This is a genomic window from Streptomyces sp. NPDC033136 (genome assembly GCF_055578235.1).
In genome coordinates, this window is the sequence record NZ_JBVIPD010000024.1 from 1 (window position 1) to 20,011 (window position 20,011).

Here is a 20,011-nt window from a genome sequence, read left to right on the forward strand (position 1 = left end):
CCGAGACGAACACCGCCTACCAGGCCATCGTGAACACCTTCAACCAGCATCCCGATCAAGAGTTCCGAGCCCGTGAGCTGCACGAACTCCTCGGCGTGCCCACCGACGAGGCATCCGTCAACATCACCCGCAGCCGCCTCGGACGCCTCACCCGCCAAGGCTTCCTCACTCAACCCGGACGAGGCCGCTACCAGAAGCGGACTTAACGTCCACTAAGACCGTCCACAGATGGGTGTGCCCCTACCAAGCGCCGATCCTGCGAGAGTCCATCGTCTTCCCGCTACGCTGCTGCTACCCGCCTGGGCACGTTGCCGTTCATACTCCGCCCGCACCTTCTCGGACACCTGGCAAGCATGCTCGACACAGTCCGGTCGCCACCTGATCAGCAGAGAGTTGTTCTCGCTGCGGTTGCAGTGGATGCACGCAAGAACCAGGTTCGCGGCTTCGTGTCGGCTGCCGAGCGTCAGGGACCAATGTGGTCGACGTCTCCGCCCGTCACCTGTCGGCCGCAGTAGACCCACTGGCCTTCAGCCCGGATCGCGGCGTACTCCTCTTCGGTCACGCGGTCCACCGAGGCGGTCCCGAAAATTCGTGCGCGGCTCGCGTTGCAATAGGCCCGGGAACGGTTGGTGCGAATCTCCGCTGGCACGCTCTGCCACTTGCATGGCCCGCATCGGCGATCGCGCCCCCAGAACGGGCTGTGACAGTCCACGCAGATCTTGTCCGTCGCTTCACAGCCAGGGCAGATGATCCGACTGCCCCGGAAGATTCGGTTGCCTTCCGGGCACTCCCGGCCCTTCGCCCGGCACGCGGAACACAGCCGGTGGGGAGCACATGGGCATCAGTCCAGCCACAGGTCCCGCGACGCTCCGTGATCAACAGGTCAGCCCGTCAGACTCAGCGGCGTTCGGGACGACGTCAACGTCGCACCCACCCCTCACCCATGAGGCCGGGCGACGGCGACTTCCAAGTATTGGAGGGCAGCGCAACCTCTCGGCGTAGGTCGGGCGGCGAGTCGCGCGAACGCGGAGTGGAGCGCCCCTCCTGGCCGACGTGTGGCGCATCGCTTCTCGCGGCGGCCAACTGCGGGAACACTGACGAGAAGACGCCTCCATCCCCTATCATCCGTTGCACGCTACACCTTTGGCCGGATCTAACGCCCCCTTGCCAGGATCAGAACACCCTTAAGGGTTCAACTCCCTTGGGGCATGTGATCAAATAGTGAAGGATGTGCGGCTATTCGCGCCTGGGGAGGGGCGAGCCGTGCGGGTACGTGGGGGGCAAGATCATGAACAACGGTGACGCGAACGGTTTCCGGCGCGGGGCTTTCATCCGGGTACCGGGCGGACCGGGAATCGGTAAGATCGGGGAGGTCGAAGGGGGACGCCTTCGCGTCGACTACTTCGAATCGCCGATCACGACGGTTGCGCACTCACAATGGGTGGCGGCTGCAGCGGCGCAGCGGGTGCTCCTCGACCGCGAGGAGCGTATCTGGTGGAAGAGCAGCAGCGGGGCGTGGAACGTGGGACGCGTCGTGCATGCCAGCGCGCTCGAGTACATCGTGCGGTTCCCCAACGCAGACTACGATCTGCCGGTTCCGGTGGACGATCTTTACGTCCGCTGGGATCGTCCGGTGCGGGATCCGGTGGCCAATCTCGCGGTGCGCGGAGGCAGCACAGCGCCCTTCCGGGACGCCCGCTTGCCGATGCTGCACAGCCTGGTGCGCCAACGGGGCGCAGCGGCCGGGATGAGCGCGTTCTTGTCCTCTTCGGTGGAGCTCTACCCGCACCAGGTAGAGGCTGCACTGACAGTGCTGTCCGATCCCGTCCAGCGGTATCTGCTGGCCGACGAGGTGGGTCTGGGGAAGACGATCGAGGCAGGCCTTGTCATCCGGCAGATTCTGCTGGACGATCTGGCTGCGCGAGTCGCGGTTGTCTGCCCCGCGGCGCTTCGCCGGCAGTGGCTGAGGGAACTGCAGGAGAAGTTCCTTATCGGGGACTTCCCGGTGGAGCGTCTGGTCGTCACCTCTCATGAGACTCCGCACAAGTGGCAGGCCTATGAGGGGTTTGCTCTCGTGGTCGTGGACGAGGCACATGCTTTGGTGGAGTCGGGCCCGCAGCAGTCGCCGTATCGGGAACTGTGCGCGCTTGCGCACTCGGCAAAGCGGCTGCTGCTGCTGTCCGCGACGCCCGTCACGTCGAACTACCTGACCAATCTGGGACTGCTGCACCTGCTGGATCCTGAGTTGTATGGGTGGGACCAACAAGCCGAGTTCGAGCAGCGTTATGCAATGCGCTCGGCCCTGGCAGACAGTGTCCAGTCATTGGATCCGGATTTGAACTACGTGATCCGCGACAGTCTCGAGGACATCGCGAAGCTGCTCCCGGACACCGATACTCGCTTTGCTCAACTCGCCCACGCTGTCGTGGCGTTGCTCGATGACGAGGACGAGTTGGTGGATGCCTCGGTGCGGGGTGAGTTCAGCTACCGAGTCGCGCAGGTGCGTGCTCATCTCAGCGAGACCTACCGCATCCACCGGCGGGTGATCCGCCATCGCCGCGAGGCGGTACTGCGGGAGAGCAGCGATCACGAGGTGGTAGGGCTGGCGTATGCGGTGCGCGGCCGAGCCCGCCCCACGCTCATCCCCGCTCCCGCCGGCGTGGGTGAGGCGGGGCCCGAGTTGGTCCTGCACTGGTGGAGTCAGGTGCGCGACCACTTGGACAACGAGGCAGCCGCGGACAGCAGGACCCCCTATGGCATGGTCCTAGCGGTCCTGACGGCGCGGGCGACGGTGCTGCGTGGCGACATCGTGGATGTGCTGCAGTGGCGCGTGCACGCTGACTCTGCGGCTGCAGAGCGAGCCGGTTTGAGCGCGCACGAGGTGGCCCTGCTGGCCGCGGCCCCGGTGGTGGCCGTCGAGCGCAGTGTGCTTAGCGACCTGGAAGAAGGAGAGCACTCCCCCACTCGGGAAGATCTGCGCGGGCTCGTCGATGCCCTGCTGCCGCAAATGCGGCACTTGAAGAAGTCGGTCATCTTCTGCGGTCCGGGGCAGTTGGCCGGCCACCTGGCCCAGTATCTGCACAGCCGTTTTGGTCGTCTGACGGTGGCCGAGCACACCCGGCGCCGGGAGCCTCAGGCGGCGGCGGATGCGCTCATGGCCTGGTCGGATGCCACGGGGCAAGCAGTGCTTGTGGCGGACGATTCCGCCGAGGATGGTTTGAACCTGCAGGTGGCCGACGGTGTGTTTCACCTGCGGCTGCCCTGGTCCGCCAACCAGTTGGAGCAGCGACTGGGACGCGTCGACCGCTACCCCGGCGTGCAAGGGAGCAGACAGGACGTGCCCGCAGCGCAGTTCCGTCTGGCAGACGAAAACGGCAGCGATGCCTCCTTCGCCGAGGCGTGGGCGACGCTGCTGACCGAGGGCTACCAGGTTTTTGACGCCTCCACGTCCACGCTGCAGGACGCCATCGCCCAGTCCCTTGACGGGGTGTGGGCGCAGGCCTTTGCCGCAGGGCCTGAAGGGCTGCTGGCCCAGCGGGAAGAGGTGCGTCGGCAGTTGCGGGCGGAGCAGCAGGAGATCGCCAAGATGGATCTTCTGGAGTCCATCCACACCGCGGGCCAGGGTCTGCGCAGTATCCCGGCCTCCTTGATCGATGCGGAAACGGACTGGAAGCAGTTCCAGTCGGCGCTGTTGCACTACTCCGACAGGGATGGCGGAGGAATCCGTCTGCCCCACGTGACGCGTTCGGTCGCTGGTACGCCGACGGTGCAGTTCGCGGTGGGCTCGGCGCACCCCTTGCTGGCGCCGCGGCATTGGCAACGGGTGCAGCAGCGGATCACCGATGATGCTCTGGCGTCAGGGGTGTTCAACCGTTCCGCCGCACTGCGCCATCCTGGCACCCGGTTGTTCCGGTTGGGCAATCCGCTGGTGGATCTGCTCAGTGAAGCCATCCTCAACGACGACCTGGGGCAAAGCGCAGCCTTTCGCCGCGTCGACCGTCACATGCCGCGCGGTCAGGAGCCTCAGCCGTACTACGGCTTTGACTTCCTCATAGAGGCCGATGTGGCCATCGCCCTGTCTTGCGTGGAAAGCAGTTCCGATGCACAGCGTGCGCTGCGTCGGCAGGCGGACCGCATCCTGGCTCCCTTCGTGCGCCGCATCTGGGTGGAAGGGGGCACCAACCGGGCGGTGACCAATCCGGCGCAGCTGGCATGGCTGAATGAGCCGTACAACAAGAGCAACGGTGACCGCAATTACAACAGTGCCCGTGCCGATGAGTACTTCGGCCTCTTTGGCGGGCAGGAGGCTGCCGCCTCCTTTGCCCGTGAGGCGTCGCAGGCAGCCCTGGGGGTCTTGCACCAGCACACGAATCTGGTGGCCACCTGCGAAGAAGCCAAGCAGCAAGCGTTGGAGGTGGCAGCAGTCCTCAACGCCCAGTGCGGTGCACGGCGCGCTGCCGGACACTTGGTGGGAGACACTGAAGGCCTGGTCACCGATGCAGCCACTTTGCAGGCCTTGGCCGAGGGACTGTCCCGTCCGGTGATCCGTATCGTGGCGGCCGTGTGTATCGTGCGGCGTGGCTTGGAGTACGTGCAGGCATGAGCACAGACGAGTGGGGACAGGCTCGGCGCCTGTTCGCGGCATGGCCTGCAGCAGGTGGGACCGCGGACCAGGCAGGCACAGTGCGCCGTCTGGGCGATGCAATGGCTGGACTCGGCAACGGCGAGAGCGGATGGCGTGACGTGGTCACGTTGACGCATCAAATCCTGCTGCGAGCCCGGGCCCTGGGCAACTCCAACGCCCTTCCGGTCCCTTTGCGTGCGGGGCTGCCGACGCGTGAACAGTGGCGCGAGGGCGGCTTGGACGTCGTCTTCGACGGCGAGCGGGTCTTGCTGCGTGGCGTGCCATGGGCGCCGGCGCAGGAGAGTACTGCGGCCGAAAAGGCAGCACTCGACCAGGTGCGTCACGCCGTCCTGGGGGCTGACTCCCCGATGCGGCGAGCGTTGGACAACACACCCTCCGACCCTTTTTGGACCCAGGTAAACGGCTACCACCACTACCTGTCCCGGGGGCAGCAGCAGGCTGCGCGTTCACTGGCGATGATGCCGCCGGGGGAAACGGCGGTCGTCTGTCTTCCCACCGGGCACGGCAAGACACCGGTGGCTCTGGCTGCGTGCTTGCTGGCCGGCGCCCACGGTGGCGTGTCGGTGCTCGTGGTTCCCACCGTAGTGTTGGCCATCGACATGGAGCGCCGCATCCGCAGCCTGCTCGCCCGCAGCAACCCCGAGGCCAAGCAGCGCCGGTATGCCTATGTCGGCTCGCTTGATGACAATGCCAAGCAGCAAATCCGCGACGACATCGTCTCCGGACGCCAGGGCCTGGTCGTGGCCTCCCCGGAAGCCGTGACCATGGGGTTGCAGGCAGCCCTGCTGGAGGCCGCCAGCGCAGGGCACCTGCACTACCTGGTTTTGGACGAGGCTCACCTGGTCGAACAGTGGGGCAACGACTTCCGCACGGCGTTTCAGTCCCTGGCCGCGCAGCGGCGCAACTGGATCAGCGCAGCCGGCCCACGGCGGGCCCCGCGCACCGTAGCCATGAGCGCCACCCTCACGCAGCAGCAGGTGAACACTCTAGAGAACCTTTTTGCCCGCCCGCGGCAGGCTAAATTGGTATGGGCGTCGGAGTTGCGCCAAGAGCCCGCCTACTTCATCGACTCCTTCCCCGTCGAAGAGGAACGCACCGAGGCTGTGCTGGAAGCAGTCACGCGTCTGCCCAAGCCCATGGCTTTGTATGTGGCCCGGCGTGAGGACGCCAGGCTATGGGTACAGCATTTGCGTGAAGCCGGGCTGCACCGCGTGGCCACCGTGCACGGTGATTCCACCGAAGACGAGCGGCGCACTGCTTTGACCGGATGGGCAGGAGGCAGCAACGACACCTCCGATGCCACGCAGTTCGACGTCATCGTGGGCACCTCGGCCTTCGGCCTCGGAGTCGATCTCACCGATGTGCGCACGGTGATCCACGCCTGCCTCCCAGAAACGGTGGACCGCTACTACCAAGAAGTCGGTCGCGGCGGGCGGGACGGCAGCCCCTCCCTGGCCTACCTCGCCACCACTGCGGCGGACCGAGGCATTGCCCAGAGCCTGAATCGCCAGAAACTCATCTCCGCCCCCACGGCGTGGGAGCGCTGGTGGGAAGGCATGTTCCTCCAGCGCCCCCGCACCGACAGCGACCTGTATCGGCTGAACATGACGCACCGGCCGGCACGCTTGGCCGAGGGCTACAAGCGCCACCGCAGTTGGAACGAGCAGATCCTCAACTTCATGGTGCGGGCCGGCCTGATCGAGATCCTGCCCCCCGCACCACCGCAGCGCACGCCGGGTGAGGACGACCAGGCGTGGGATCGACGGCTGGGCGCGTTCTACGAGGAGGCGCCCGATCTCGTCGACGTTGATCTCAAGGACGGGCAGACGAACAATCCCGCCTACTTCGCCGACGCCATCAACCGGGTTCGTCAAGACATCAAGGTGGCGCAGGACAGCGCGTTGCAACTGATGGAACAACTGCTCTTGCGGCGGCGGTGCCTAGCCGATGACTTGGTGGAGTACTACACCGTCCACGGGTATTTCACGATGCCAGCATGTCGCGGATGCCCTTCCTGCCGCCGCCAGGGCCTGCCGCCGGCTGGACCCGGGACGCTGTATCGCACTCCCCTGTCCCCCGACCCGGATATCGCCGAGTGGGCGCGCAGCAACGCTCCACTGCATGGGCTGCACCCTTACAGCCCGAGCCTGTGTCTGTACTGGCGCAGCGACGACGAGCGACGCACGGAACTGATGCCCATATTGGTGCGCCTGGCACGGGCCGGGGTGTCCTACTTCGGCGGTCCGGGTCTTAACCCGGCCCAGGCATGCGAGATCCAGGAAGAGGCCGGATCGACAGCTGTCGTGTTCGACTACGACGGCAGCCTCGTGCACGAGGTCCGGGGGCTGATGGTGTGGGTGGAGAAGGAAGTGGCAGCCGTCGTAAATGCTGAGGCGTGGACACGCCTGTCCGAGGGCGAGCCCGTCTATCTGCTGCACCCCGAGCAGGCGGAAGATCCTAGCCGGCCCGGCCGGCTTCTTCTCGACACGCACGTTACCGCGCTTCCTCTGCAGCATGCGAGAAAAGGGCTCTGATTATGCAGTTGCTCAACACTCCCACTCCGTCCCCGGCCATTATCTGGACGGTGGTGCGTTTCCTCGCTTCGGAAGGAAAACCCCTCCCCAAAAATGCGATCACCATGTATTTGGAGCCCGGAGAAGAAGCGAAGAACTCCGGCCCGGTCCATCATGCGCTGAGCACGCTGAGGGATCTGGGACTGGCTGTCGCAACCCAGGACGGCACATGGTCGCTGGCCGGTGGACTGGAAAAGATCACCGTCGACGACTACGCCAGATTCCAGAGACTCGCTCGTGCGGCAGTCTTGGGGGTTGAGGGCGAGGTGCCCGATCCACCGGAGGATATGCGCCGCGCCCTTGCCTGGATACTTACGAGGGACCCGTTCAAGGAGTCTTTCAACTGGGCCACCGTCGATCAACTGCACAATCGCTCCGCGCCGGATGGCGAACTGGTACTGACCAACGACACTCGGTGGCCCTCTTTTGCCACGTGGGGCACCGCCTTGGGCTTGATCGCGCCAGCGCCGTACACCGCCAGTCGGCACGTCCCGGACTGCACACGCGCCGTGCATCAGGTACTCACCGATGGACTCGAGCGCGGCCGTTCCACTGACTCCATGAGCGTTCTGCAACTGCTACGCCGACACCTGCCCGTGGTGGCCGGTGGGGAACTCGCCGCATCGCTGGGCTACACCCTTGATGCGCCAAAGGCGGTAGGTGCTGCTCTCTCCTTTGCCCTGATGCGCGGAGAGCACGAGGGATGGCTGTTGTTGGGGCAGGACTCAGACGCCTCCGTAGTCATCAACCTGCAGGACCCGGAGCGGTCGTCCGCACGTATTTGTTCATCCATCACCCTGCTGGAGGACGACGATGCCTGAGTTGCGCGACTACGTCTGCTGGGACATCGAGCGGGTCATCTCAACGATTCAGACCGAAGCGGTGGTGGCGTCCTCCGCAGTCTTCCTGGCTACACACACGCGTCTGCAGATCCAACGTGCGGAGATTGATGGCAGGTCGTTCAACAACACTGGCCAGCTGGTCAGGGAGAGGGACGTCCTGAAGGATTTTCTGGGACGGAAAACCGCAACGGGGACCGTGCTGATGCCGGTCGTCGGCGAGTCCGGTTCCGGGAAGTCCCATCTGGTCCGCTGGGTGCGGGAAAAACTCCCGGCCTCCGACAAGCGCAAGGTGATCTATCTTGAGAAGTCCAAGACCAGCCTGCGGCACGTGATCGAGTCGCTGCTGGACGGTGTCGACGACGAAGAGGTCGCCCAAGTCCGCGCGGATGTGAGCGCATCCACCAACAGCATCGACACGTCCACCTTGGCGCTGCGACTCATTAATGAACTGATGATCGCCCTGGCCGGGACCACGGCGGCCGAACTGCGGGGCAGACAGCGGCAACTGGCGGGCCCCAAGGGGCTGGCTCTGATCCTGCAGGACCCCGTCCTGCAGGATCAGATGCTGGCGGAAGGAGAGTTCATCCCCCGCTTCGCCGAGCACATGCTCAGCGACCGCGAAGCGGACGATGAACGCCCCGCCCACTTCACCGTTGATCACCTGCCACTGAATGTTACTGCCGCGATGGAGGGCGTGGCCGCACCCACCCGGGTCATGCTGCGGTTGCTGCTGTCGAAGCCGGAAATGCGCGAAGTAGCAGTGGGCATGCTCAACGAATACTGGGAAAAGTCCGTCCAGGCCACGTCGTCACTCGGCGGCGGCCGCGTCCTGGATGCGATGAAGAAAGTCCGTGAGATCTATGCACGGCGGGGCAAAGAAATTGTCCTGCTGGTCGAGGACTTCGCTCTGATCCAGGGAGTCCAACGCGATCTGCTGGATGCCATCACAGAGACGTCGCAGCGCGAAGGCCGGACTGTACTCGCCCCCATGCGCACCCTCATGGCGATCACCAGCGGTTACTTCCACGACTTGCCGGAAACAGCTATCACCCGGATCGAAGCGTCCACAGGCGGCCATGTCTACAACCTGGACCTCGTCCTGAACAACCAGGATGACGGCATAGAAGCGATCGCTTCCTTCGCCGGCCGCTATCTCAATGCCGCCCGCGTGGGACGGAAGGAATTGGAGGCCCACGCCGGGAAGTCGGTGCCCAACCAGTGCGATCAGTGCCCGGTTCGGGCCGCATGCCACGACGCGTTCGGGAAGTCCGCCGAAGGGTACGGCCTGTATCCGTTTAACCGGCCTGCCCTGCGCAGGACCGTCCACGCGGTCGCTCCGGCCGAGCAACCACACGCCTTCGTGCCACGGACCATTCTCAGTCGTGCCCTGATTCCGGTCCTGACCGAGGGTTACGACAGCATTCAGGAAGGCTCATTCCCCGACGAGCAATTCCGCAGTCGTTTCAAGAGCAACCGCGACGCCGACGATCTCCCTCTCGCCGGCCGAGTGCGCGAACAGATCGACGACCTCGACCAGGCCGAGGGTGCTCGCCGTGAAAAGCTCCTGGAATTCTGGGCCGACAGCCCCACCGAACTCATCAACCTCGAGCCTGGGATCGCCACCGCATTCTCCCTGCCTGATCTTTCTATCGACACCGATCGCACCAAACCACTCCCCCGGACACCCAGAACGACATCCACGCCCAAGCCTGCAGTGGACAGCCCCAGAAAAAGCGGGGAGCCGGCTCTATCGCGGAGCCTGCAAAAGCGTTTGGACGCGGTGGAGAGTTGGAGCACGGGCGATGGTCTGCCCACAACGGAAGCCTCTACGGTGCGTTCGGTGGTCTCACGTGCAGCCGTCTATCGTCAGGATTGGCTCAACCCGCCGGTGAAGCCGCTCGGAGTATCAGACGCTGTGCAGGCAGGCTGGAGTAACCGCGCCAACACCGTCTCCATCGAAGGAGCTGCCGCTCAGGCACTGGCAGGAGACGACTCACCTGTCATCTTCAAACGCACCGCCGCCAACTCTGAGTTCTTCAAGACTCTGATCCTGCTGAACGCTGAAACCCTTACGGCTGTACGCTCCCAGGATGTCGTGCGTTTGGCGAGCATGGCAGACCGCTACGCCCGCGTATTGCGCACACGGGTCACTGCTCAAGCCCAACTGAGTGACGACGATCTTGTATCAGGTTTGCGGGTGTCCCTGATGGGAGCGGCGCTCGCCGGCCACGCCCATCCCCACCTGCCCCTGGAGCAGTTGCACGCTGCCGCCTTCGATGCCGGTCAGTCCTGGCAGCGCGGCGACGGCTCGTCCCGTACCGAGATGTGGCAGCGGAGTCTGCACGCGCATCTGGCCAAGCGCGGGGCATTGATCGACACCCTGCGCGCAGCGCTCGGTGTGGGACAGGGCACGGGCGCGGTGCAGGTCATCGACGCCGCGCGGGCGTTGCCGTTGCTGCGTCGTGCCGCCGAGCAGTGGGAGTTGGACAGCATTGAACTGCCCCGGTGGGTGCAGGATGCGGCGCAACCGCTGGCAGGCTGGCGTGTACTGGTGCCCGCGCAGCATGCGCAGTTGGCGTCATTGCTGCACGACATACGGCAGTGCTTCCCGCGGGGCGAGCGCTCAGCAGACCTGCTCAGCCAATTGGACGCCTCACTACGGGTAGCAGCGGAGTTGGGGCTGGAAGGCGGTAGCCACATCCTGGCTATTCGGGCTCTCGTAGAGGAGAACGAGGGCGCGGACTGGTCCAGTTTGACGGTGCTGGAACGAGACCTGGCCAAGCTCACGGACGATCTTGAGGGGCCTGCCGCGTTGGCGGCTGCACTGCAGGGCGTCGTTCCCTCGAGAGACCCGCACCTTGCTGGCATGCATCAACTGTTGCGGTCAGCTGATGCGTTCCTCAGCGATGCGTTGCAGGCTGCCGAAGCGCGGGGGCAGACAGCCGCCAGTACCGCAAGTCAACAGATGGGAGCGTTGATGGATGCCTGGCAGCAGGTCGCCCAGGCGGCTTCGAGGGATGAAGCGTGAGCACGTCGGTGTTGGAGAAGGCGCGCGAACTACAGAATCAAGCCCGGCACATTGCCGAAGCGCAGAAGGATGCGGCGCAGCAAGAGCGTGTGGTGCGGCGTATCGACGAAGTCCGCATCGCATTGGAGAAGGCCACCGGCCAGGTGGGCATCGCCGGGCTACTCAAAGAGCGCACAGGGCAGTCGGTGGACTTGACGGCGTTGGTGAGCGCGTACCAGCGTTTTGAGACCAAGTCACGCGGCGGTCTTCCGGCCGACCGCGTGTTCACAGAGGCCCAAAAAGCGCTAGAGACCTGCGCCAAGGACATCGCCGCTGCGATCCGGGAGGTTTGGTGCGAGTGGGCTCGCACACGGATAAGCGGTGTGTCATCGGCACGTTTTGCGGCCCTGGCTCCGGCGGAGCGCCGGGAGGCCGAGACACTGTTGCGGGACATGCGCGGGTATGCCGAGCGCAGGAATGTCGACGGCACTGTGATCCGCTCCTTTTGCACTGCGTACGCAGACGTGCTGCGCCTGGTAGAGCATGCGCCCAGCGAAGTGCCCACAGAACTGGCCCAGTTGATCGAACGTGTCGACGCGGGCGGGTTGACGCTACGAGACCTGAGTTCGGATGACATCGAGTTGCTCCGCGCATACGATCAGGATGTTTGGATCTCTGTCACTCGAAAGGCGGACTGACGCTCGGTGGCTTCGCAGACGGCTCCCACCCGCGCGCTGCTTGGACGTGCGCTGACGGCACTGGAAGACCTTGAGTTGCCGCTTCTGTCCTGGGGGGTGACAGAGGGAGCCCTGGCCCGCGATGAGGTAGTGCGGGCGCTGTGGAACATGGCCGAGGCCGACCCCGAGGCCGCCGAGGTAGGGGGTGAGGGGCTGCTGGCGGCCCTGGTGCAGCGTCACCTGCTGTTCCGCCTGCCCGGTGGCCCCGAGCGCTACCGCACACGCCTGGCCGAAGGCGTGCGTTTGACGGCAACGCTGCGACAGTCCTTCGCCCCCCGGGGCTACCGGCCCGGGGGGCCACTGCCCAACCGGTGGTGGGAGCAAGGCCGGCGCCTGGTAGCGGACTATCGCCTACACGTCGCCGAACGCCGCTACCCCAAGCGAAACATTCCAGCAGCCGAGGCAATCGCCGAGTTGGCACAGATGCCCGGGTGGAGCGACCTGCACACTGAGGTGGCGCGCAGCCAGATCGGCACCTACGCGCTGTCCCGCTTCCAAGTCGACGCCACCAAAGCGGTCCTGCAGGGCCTACAGGCAGCCGACTCCCGCGGCATCGTGGTCAGTGCAGGCACCGGTAGCGGGAAGACGCTGGCCTTCTATCTGCCCGACTTCGCCGCCCTGGCCCACGACCGGCGCGCCAAGACCGTGCACACGCTGGCGCTGTATCCGCGAGTAGAACTACTGCGGGACCAACTGCGGGACGCAGTAGCAGGAAACCTTCGGCTTATCGAGCGAGGCTTGAGCGCGCCCCGCATCGGTGTGCTGTACGCCAGCACCCCTTGGGAGGGCAAGAACCTTACTGAGCCTGATCCCCGGCGCGCGGGGGCGGCCTGGCCTGCTTTGAGGGACGGATTCGTCTGCCCCTATCTCGCATGCCCCTCGTGCGAGGGCGGCCAGTTGGTGTGGTCGCGTCGCGACATCTCGCAGCAGCGCGAAGTGCTGCGGTGCGCGCAGTGCCGGGAATCCTTGCCCGCCGGGATGGTGGCGCTGACGCGGCAATCACTGTCCAACGACGCTCCCAAGTTGCTCTTCACCACCACGGAGATGCTCAACCGGGCCAGTGCCGGGTCTGCCTTGGGGCGGGTGCTGGGCTGGGTCCCGGGGGCGGGGCCGCGGGTGGTGCTGCTGGATGAGGTGCATACGCACGCCGGTTCAACTGGAGCACAGACCGGCTTGTTGCTGCGGCGCTGGCGCCACGCCCGGCGTACTCCAGTGACGTTTGTGGGTCTGAGTGCAACGCTGCGTCAGGCCGATCATTTCATGGCGCAGTTGACCGGTTTGGATGCGGAGAAGGTCACCTTGATCGAGCCGCTTCCGGCCGATATGGAAAGCGAGGGGCGCGAGTATGCGCTGGCGCTGCGGGGCGATCCGGTCTCGGGGGTGAGTTTGCTCTCGGTGGCGATCCAGACATCCATGCTGCATGGGCGTCTCCTCGACCACAGCGTTCCCCTGCAGCAGTCCCTGTTCGGCAGCCGCGGCTTTTTGTTCACGGACGACCTGGACGTCACTAACCGGCTGTACGACGACTTGCGGGATGCCGAGGGTGGCCAGATCGGCCGCCAGGGACGGCGCAAGGGCGGCGGCACGCCCAAACCGGTGTTGGCGGCGCTGCGCAGTCCGGATCTGCCGGCGCAGGATGCCCGGTACGAGGCCGGGCAGTCGTGGAACCTGCCTGAGCGCATAGGGCATCACCTCAGCCAAGATTTGACGCAACGGCCGCTGCTGATCGGGCGGACCTCCTCGCAGGACGCCGGGGTGGATGCGGAAGCCAATCTGGTCGTGGCGACCGCATCTCTCGAGGTGGGCTTCAACGATCCCCGCGTCGGGTTGGTGCTGCAGCACAAGGCCCCGCATGATGCTGCCTCCTTCCTGCAGCGGCGTGGCCGTGCTGGGCGTGAACGCGGCACGCGTCCCTTCACGGTGGTCACCCTGTCCGACTTCGGCCGGGACCGGTTGGCGTATCAGGGCTACGACGCGCTGTTCTCACCGGAAATCGCCGCACGAACCCTGCCTTTGGGCAACCGCCACATCGTCAAGATCCAAGGCGCCCAGGCACTCGTGGACTGGCTGGGCATCCGATTGCGTCAGCGTCGCATCGGGGTGGATGTGCGTCACCTGCTGACCGGGACCGCCGATCCCGATTCTGGTGAGAAGTACGTCCGCGCGCGGCAGCAGATCTGCACCGACCTTGCTGCCTTGCTGGACGGCGACGATGGGTTGCTGGCCGATCTGACCGTGCATCTGCAGCGGTCCTTGGCACTGGATGACGATGGTGTGCTGTCGCTGCTGTGGGAGCAACCTCGGTCGGTGATGCTGGCCGTGGCGCCGACGATCCTGCGGCGCCTTCAAGTGGGTCGGGACGCGGTGCACAATGATGCCGGAGCGGGCCCGTCCGCCTTCTTGCCAGAGTTCATCACCCGCTCGCTGTTCGATCCGCTGAATCTGCCGGAGGTGGAATTGACCCTCCCTTTCGCCACCGGCAGCGAAGAACGCCTCCCGGTGGGCCGGGCGCTGGCGGAGGCGGTCCCCGGTCGGGTCAGTCGCCGCTACGGCTATCAAAGCGACCGTCACCGTACCTGGCTGGAGGTGCCGGCCGGCGCGACGGACGTCACGATTGACCTCAAGGACATCGTCGAGCGCGACTTTCCCCAAGGCCGGTGGGACAGCGGCCGAGCAGACGTGGGTCGGGTGCTGGTCACGCGGCCTCACGTGATCAAGCTGGCTGCGCCGCCCGACGATGTGGCCAGCCACTCCCAGGGGCGTCCGCTGTGGGCGAGCGAGTTCGTGCCCAACTGGTCGGGTGGCCCCACCAAGGCTGCCGTGCCGGATCTGTCTGCCTGGCAGGGCCGGATTACGCAAGTGGGCTTCGCCACCCATGCGGCGGGCAACCCCCTTGAAGTGCGCCGAATGACCTACGGTGCCGCGTGCGACATCGCGCGGGGCACACCGACGTCGCGGGAGCAGGTGTCCGTGCGCTACCGCATGGACGGTGAAGCCGCTGCTCTGGGATTTGCCTCCTCCGTGGACGCTCTTCAGGTTCAGGTCGCGGCCCTTCAGGTCACCGCGCCGCGGGTGATGGAGCACCTTCGCTCACGACAGTGGCGTACGAAGGCGTTCACACGGGTCGTTGCTGAGGATGCGCGCATCGCAGCGCACGCCAATGTCTTCCAGCGGGGCTGGTTGGCACTTGTCTACCTGGCCGCGTTCGCCGTACGCGGCCTGCAGGACCACACGCCGCAGACGATCCATGCCGCCTTGGCGGGCGGGGCATGGCGCCAGGACGTCCCACAAATCATCCAGATGTTGTATCGGCAAGACCCGGCCACCGGCGCTACGCAGGCGGGAGCTGCTGACAGAGTGACGGCCGACTTGGTGGCGCTCAGCCAGCAAGTCGATGTGGTGCAGGCTATCGATGAGGCGGGGACGCTGCTCTTTTCTGCCGAGGTCGCCTCGGCCACCGCCGATCTGGCCCGTCGGGCCTACCGCGACACGTTGGCCGCAGCAATTCTCGAGACAGTGTTGCGTTCCTGTCCCGATGCGCAGGACGGTGACGTGACCATCGACGTAGAGGCCGGCAGCGACGGCGTCGACACGATCTGGATCAGTGAGACGTCGGAAGGCGGCCTGGGCATTGTCGAGGCGCTGGCCTACCGCTACGGCGAAGACCCCGCCCGTTTTTGGACGCTGGTAGCAACTGCGCTGCGCCCTAACGCGTACGAATACACCGATCGACGGCTGACCGATCTGCTGCGGCACGTCGTCGATGAGGAGTCAGGCGGGGAGTTGGCCCAGGCGATGGCACAGGTACGGGCTGCTTCGTCGGCTGGCCACGCGACCACGGCCCTGAAACAAGTGCGTGCCGCATGGGCGGCGTTGGATGGCTCTCCCCGGCATGCCGATGTCGCGGCGTTGGCGACGCGACTGCTGCGCCCAGGGTCGGATCGGACGACGGACGAGGCCGCATGGACGCTGATTCAAGCGTGGGACAACCTGGAAGAGATACTCGGCATCGAGGTGGACGCCCGGGTGGTGGCCTATACAGCGGGAGCCGGCGAGTTGTCGCTGGCCCGACCGCTGACGTCGGACCAGGCCTTCAGCATGCTGTGGCCACGCGGGGACCAGGCCCGCAACCATCATCTGGAGTCGTATCAGCCCTACCGCGACAGCGAGCAGCCCGCGGTACTGGATCGGCTACTGGTGGCGACGGTGCATGCGCAGGACATCCCGCGCATCGACGCTACGGCCGATGATTGGGTTGTGCAATACCAGAAGATGCTGGCCCACGAGCGGGAAGTGGACTTGGCACTGCCACTCAATCAGCCGGAGTTGTTGCGGAGCGTGCTGCTGCGGGTGCCGCTCATTCTGGTGGACCGTGAAGTGATGCGCCTGTTCGGCGAGGTCGTACAGGTAAGCCGCGATCATCAGCAGGTTCTGGTGCGGGTGGTCATCAAGGAGTCAGAACAGTGAGCCTGCCCAGCCGCACGCTGCGCACTAATGCGCGCAGCGCCTTGCGCGCGGACTCGCTGATCCGCACGGCACTGTTGGCGCAGTTGTCTGCGGGCGGCGGTGAGGTGTGGCTGGTGTCCGCGTGGATCAGTGACGTGGAGTTGGTGGATAACGGCGACGGCTCGTTCGACTACCTACTCGGGGAAGACCCGCCCGAGCGCTGCCGGTTGTCGGACCTGCTGTTGCTGCTGGCACGGGCCGGCGCAAAGGTGCGGGTGGTGACCCGGTCTGCCGCAGCGAATGAGGCGTTCGTGCAGCGGATACGGTCGGGGGCGGACGCCACCTGTGACCTGCGGGTCGTCGAAGATAATGATGTCCACGAGAAGTGCTTGGTGGGTCCCGGTTGGATATTCCAGGGCTCGATGAACTTCACCCGCAACGGCTTGGCCCGGAACAAGGAGCAGATCACGTACGCCGTGGACGAGCGCAGCGCAGCGCAGGCTCTTGTGGAGTTTCAGCACGAGTGGGGGCAGCTGTGAGGAGCGCGGGCACGGTGCAGCCGAACCCGGCCGAATCGCTCGAGACCTTTGTCGAGGTGTTTCTCGACCCGCGGCACAACGCGGCCGGGAAGCATCCCGACTGGTGTGCGCCATTTCGGGACAGTGCCCTGCAGTCCAAGCGTGCCCCCGTGGTGCTGCCGCGTCTGTGGGAGACGGTGGATGAGTCCGCGTACTACGTGATCGCTCGCCGGCCAAACGAGGCGGGGGTGGTGCGTGATCTACTGGTCGCCTTTGCCGGTCCTTCCTTGGTGAAAGTCGGCTATGACGTGCCCCTCGTATTGGATGACGGGGATGTGATTGAAACAGCTATCGCGGCCCGCTTCGGACCGTCCAGCACGTTCAAGTTGCGCGCTCCGCGCGAGAAGCGCAAGGAATTGCACGCGGCGCTGACCCGGATGCTGGGTTTAGTGGAACACAGCCCCCAGCGAGCATGGTCGGCGCCCAAGCCGTTGGGTCGGCTACTGACAGACTTCGAAGCTGCCCTGCTGGGCGGAGCCTCTCAGGTGGCTGCCGAACTCCTGGACCAGATAGGCCGACAGGGTGGACTGTCGGTGGCCAACCTCAAGCATCTGCAGATCAAGCGGCTCGCGGTCATGGGGCAAGCTCGCGAGTTGCTCGCGCTGCCGGGGCTGCGCGAGGTACTCCTGCAGGATCCTCCACAAGCGGTGAAGGACATGGTGCTTAGCGCCATCTACGCCGCCTGCATCGAGTCCGCGTTGGCCGAGGACGCCGTCGACCAGGCCTGCGCGGGGCTGGCGCAGCCATGGGTGCCGATCGCGCTACTGGCCGAAGAGAATCCGGTGCGCTTCAGCGACGCCGCGGCCGCTGCCCTTCTGCTCGGGCTGCTGGCGCGCGGGCAGGAGGCGGAGTTGGCTGGCGCGATCGCGACCCTGGATGAGGTGCAGCGTTCCGCGGTGGTGCCGACGGCACTGGAGAGTTACCGCGCCGCAGGCACCCACCCGATGCCGGCCGACGTCGATGCAGGGGCAGTCAGGCCCGGCACGGCTGGCCCGGCAGCCGACACTGGCGTCGCCTGGCAGCCAACCACGTGGCAGGAGTTGCTCGCCGCTGTGGCCGACGGCGATAAGGCCGCCGTGCGCCTGTGCCGGGACATGGAGGTGGACGGCGCAGCCGAAGCCGAGCTGCCTTTGGCCGCGGATACGGACGCGGATGCGACCTTGGCCGAGCTGCTGGCCACTCTGGGAGACGCCGCCTACGAAAACGTCTGGCGGTATGCGCTGTCGCCGTTTTTGCAGGAGGTCGCCCGCAGCGGACTTTCACTGCCGCTGACGTTGGCGCAGATCACAGCGAGCAGTATCGGCCAACGCCGAGATCCGGCGAACCTGGCCGTGCTGGATCTGCTGCTGGAGTTGTTCTTGCGGACCTCTCCGTCCGCGGAGGACTACAACGAGTTCCTCGAGCATCTGACCATGCGGGTGCAGGAGTGGGTCGCCTCGGAGACGGCCAGTCAGGCGTTGGACTTCGTCGACCGGTTGGCGGCCTTCGCCACGCCCGATCAGCCCGTGCGGGCGCAAGCAGCGCTTGAACTGCTGACACCGCTGTATCGGCATGCCCAGCGCCTGGATGAGGCCTGCCTGGCCTCGGCGCGTTCCTTGACGCACGAGTTGGACTTGGATCTTGACTGGCCGGCTTGGCAGCAGCCGGACACCGGCGAGGAGGCCCTCGCCATCGGTCCGGCAAACGTGCTGGTGTACGGCATGGATGCAGGCGTGCTGGACCGGGTGCAGCAGTGGATGGCGCAGCAGTACCCCCAAGTGAAGGTGTCGCTGTCGGCCGAGAAGGTGGGCTCCAGTCGGCTGCGGGAGGTGGCACGCCATGCGGATTTCAGTGTGCTGATCACCCAGTGTGCCACGCATGCCGCGACGAATTTCATCAGCCAGCACGCCCCGGCGGTGGTGTATCCGAAGGGGGCAGGGTCGGTGTCGGTGGTGCGCGCCATCGTCGATGAGTTGCAGAACCGCGCTCGCTCCGCCCAGTTGCCCGCAGCCCTCGGTGGACGCCGGCGGGGGCGGTAAGTCCCATCGGGCGCTGTGGTTCACCGTGTCTTGTCGGACACGGTGAACAAAAGGTCAGCCGCGGACGGCGCGTACCAGCAGGTCAGTGAGCAGGCGGACGTCGTTGGGGGTGTTTTGCAGGCCGTTCCAGCGGCGCTGCTCGCCATCAGGGAAGCGCCACATGCCCGAGGTCCAGGCGGTGATCGGCATCAGTGCCAGGACGGCGTTGCGGACCTTGTTGCAGTCGACGTCTTCGGCGCTCATGCCATCGGTGAGGCTGTCCATGACGAAGCCCATGGCCTGAATGCCGACGCCGTGAGTGAGGCGGGACTGGCGGGGCGGGAGTTTCCAGGCGTCGCTGAAGGTCTCCTTGACGATGGTCCAGTAGGAGCGCAGGTGCTTCAGCATGCGCTCGACGTCGCCGGAGCCGTCTTCGGGATTGCGGTACTGATAGAGAGCGCCTTCGAAGAGGCTGTGTTCCAACATACGCAGCAGGCTGGTGTCCTTGATGTTGCCGTTGGGCGAGGTGGGGCTGGCGATGCGGCCGTAGAAGGGGCCCTGGCCGTCGGTGTTGAGGCGGGTCATCAACTGGGCCGGCAAGCGCTTGCGGGCGTAGGCGGGCGGAAGGTGGCCGCTGGTTTCCGGTAGCAGTTCGTGGATGAGGCCCTTGGGCAGCGGCTTGGTGGAGTTGACCAGGATGAACTGGGAGCGCTGGTCTTCGTGATTGTCGGCGATGAATCCGACGGCGGCGACGGGGAATTCGGCCAGGTCCGCATCACGGATGGCGGCGCTGCGCTGCTGGCCGTCCACGATCAGGGCGGGCTTGTCCTGGTCGGCCACGGACTCGTCGACCGGGATGACGAGTTCGCCGGGGACGGAGTAACCGACACCGCCGGCGTTGCGGCGTGCTCCGGTTTCGAAGCGGACAGACTCGTCGAAGGCCAGAACCAGGGCGTTAGGGAGCATGGCGTTGTCGGACTCGAGGTAGCGGCGGATGCCGCGGATGTGGCTGAGGACTTCGGGGCGCTGGTAGCCCTTCAGATTGCTGCCTTCGTCGCGGCGGACGCGGGAGACAGCGGCGAAACTGTGGAGTTTCTTCCCATCGACGGCAAAGCAGTAGATTTTCCTATCGCCCTGGCGGACTTCGAGTGCCGGGAGCCTGAGTTCATATCGGTCGGCCATTACA

9 protein-coding genes and 1 pseudogene are annotated in these 20,011 nt (G+C 65.6%); 9 read left to right on the top strand and 1 reads right to left on the bottom strand.

All coding sequences use genetic code 11. From position 1 onward, the window contains the following. From ACZ5TL_RS32195 to ACZ5TL_RS32235, 9 genes and pseudogenes are all read left to right on the top strand, one after another. Positions 1–206: pseudogene (locus tag ACZ5TL_RS32195) on the top strand (hypothetical protein); the annotation flags it as partial. Positions 207–1,288: 1,082 nt separating this feature from the next. Further along, positions 1,289–4,603 (top strand): protein DpdE, encoded by a 3,315-nt coding sequence (gene dpdE, locus ACZ5TL_RS32200; protein WP_468594256.1) that lies wholly within the window; start codon positions 1,289–1,291, stop codon positions 4,601–4,603. Beyond that, positions 4,600–7,179, top strand: coding sequence for a protein DpdF (gene dpdF / locus ACZ5TL_RS32205; RefSeq protein WP_468594257.1), 2,580 nt, complete (start codon positions 4,600–4,602; stop codon positions 7,177–7,179). Before dpdE ends, dpdF begins: the two co-directional genes overlap by 4 nt. Positions 7,180–7,181: 2 nt before the next feature. Beyond that, entirely contained in the window at positions 7,182–8,039 is an 858-nt protein-coding gene (gene dpdG, locus ACZ5TL_RS32210; RefSeq protein WP_468594258.1) for a protein DpdG, read from the top strand. Beyond that, entirely contained in the window at positions 8,032–11,088 is a 3,057-nt protein-coding gene (gene dpdH / locus ACZ5TL_RS32215; protein ID WP_468594259.1) for a protein DpdH, read from the top strand. Before dpdG ends, dpdH begins: the two co-directional genes overlap by 8 nt. Then, on the top strand, positions 11,085–11,765 hold the full coding sequence (locus ACZ5TL_RS32220) for a hypothetical protein (protein WP_468594260.1): 681 nt from the start codon (positions 11,085–11,087) through the stop codon (positions 11,763–11,765). The genes dpdH and ACZ5TL_RS32220 overlap by 4 nt, the downstream gene beginning before the upstream one ends. A gap of 6 nt (positions 11,766–11,771) precedes the next feature. After that, the gene (dpdJ, locus tag ACZ5TL_RS32225) at positions 11,772–16,271 is read left to right on the top strand and encodes a protein DpdJ (RefSeq protein ID WP_468594261.1); all 4,500 of its coding nucleotides are present in this window, start codon (positions 11,772–11,774) and stop codon (positions 16,269–16,271) included. Continuing rightward, positions 16,268–16,789, top strand: a complete 522-nt coding sequence (gene dpdK, locus ACZ5TL_RS32230; RefSeq protein ID WP_468594262.1) for a phospholipase D-like domain-containing protein DpdK — start codon at positions 16,268–16,270, stop codon at positions 16,787–16,789. The genes dpdJ and dpdK overlap by 4 nt, the downstream gene beginning before the upstream one ends. A gap of 14 nt (positions 16,790–16,803) precedes the next feature. Next, positions 16,804–18,846 (top strand): hypothetical protein, encoded by a 2,043-nt coding sequence (locus ACZ5TL_RS32235; RefSeq protein WP_468594264.1) that lies wholly within the window; start codon positions 16,804–16,806, stop codon positions 18,844–18,846. A gap of 54 nt (positions 18,847–18,900) precedes the next feature. On the opposite strand, the gene dbpB is transcribed toward ACZ5TL_RS32235, so the two are convergent. Beyond that, positions 18,901–20,007 carry a DGQHR domain-containing protein DpdB gene (gene dbpB / locus ACZ5TL_RS32240; protein WP_468594265.1) on the bottom strand — a complete coding sequence of 369 codons (1,107 nt, stop codon included), beginning with the start codon at positions 20,005–20,007 and terminating at the stop codon, positions 18,901–18,903. Positions 20,008–20,011 lie beyond the last annotated feature (4 nt).